We start from the raw sequence: 431 nt of genomic DNA, 5'->3' as shown, positions 1-431 counted from the left end.
ATTAAGTATTTGATGAAACTTCTTTTTAAGATTTTAAGTCCTTTTTAGATAAAAAAAGGAAATGAAAGTATAACTAATTAAGCTTAAAGGGGGATTAAAGGTTGATTATATGTCTTTATTTTCAGTTACTAATCAAAATATAAACAAACAAATGCTAGAATCTGAACCGAAATTTAGAATTCTAAGCATTCTTTAAATTAAGAAGGGAAGTAAGTCTATGAAAAAAATATTCAAATTTTTAACAATTGCATTAATGGCTCTATTGGCAAGTGGTTGTGGCGATAATTCTGCTAAAAATTTATCTATGACGGATTTAAAGGTTGGAATTGCTACTAATTATAAACCATTTGATTATAAAATAGATTCTAAACTCACAGGATTTGATGTAGATTTAGTAGAAGAAATTGCTAAAAAAAATGGTATTAAAATTA

At 25.1% G+C, this 431-nt stretch carries 1 protein-coding gene; it reads left to right on the top strand.

Annotation, left to right across the window (positions count from 1 at the left end):
* Window positions 1–253: 253 nt before the first annotated feature.
* Window positions 254–431 (top strand): transporter substrate-binding domain-containing protein (locus CQA76_RS08960; RefSeq protein ID WP_232364931.1); only part of this gene is annotated, 178 nt, incomplete at its 3' end.

The organism is Campylobacter aviculae, assembly GCF_005406215.1.
Lineage (GTDB): Bacteria > Campylobacterota > Campylobacteria > Campylobacterales > Campylobacteraceae > Campylobacter_D > Campylobacter_D aviculae.
This window is presented reverse-complemented; position numbering and strand designations above follow the sequence as displayed.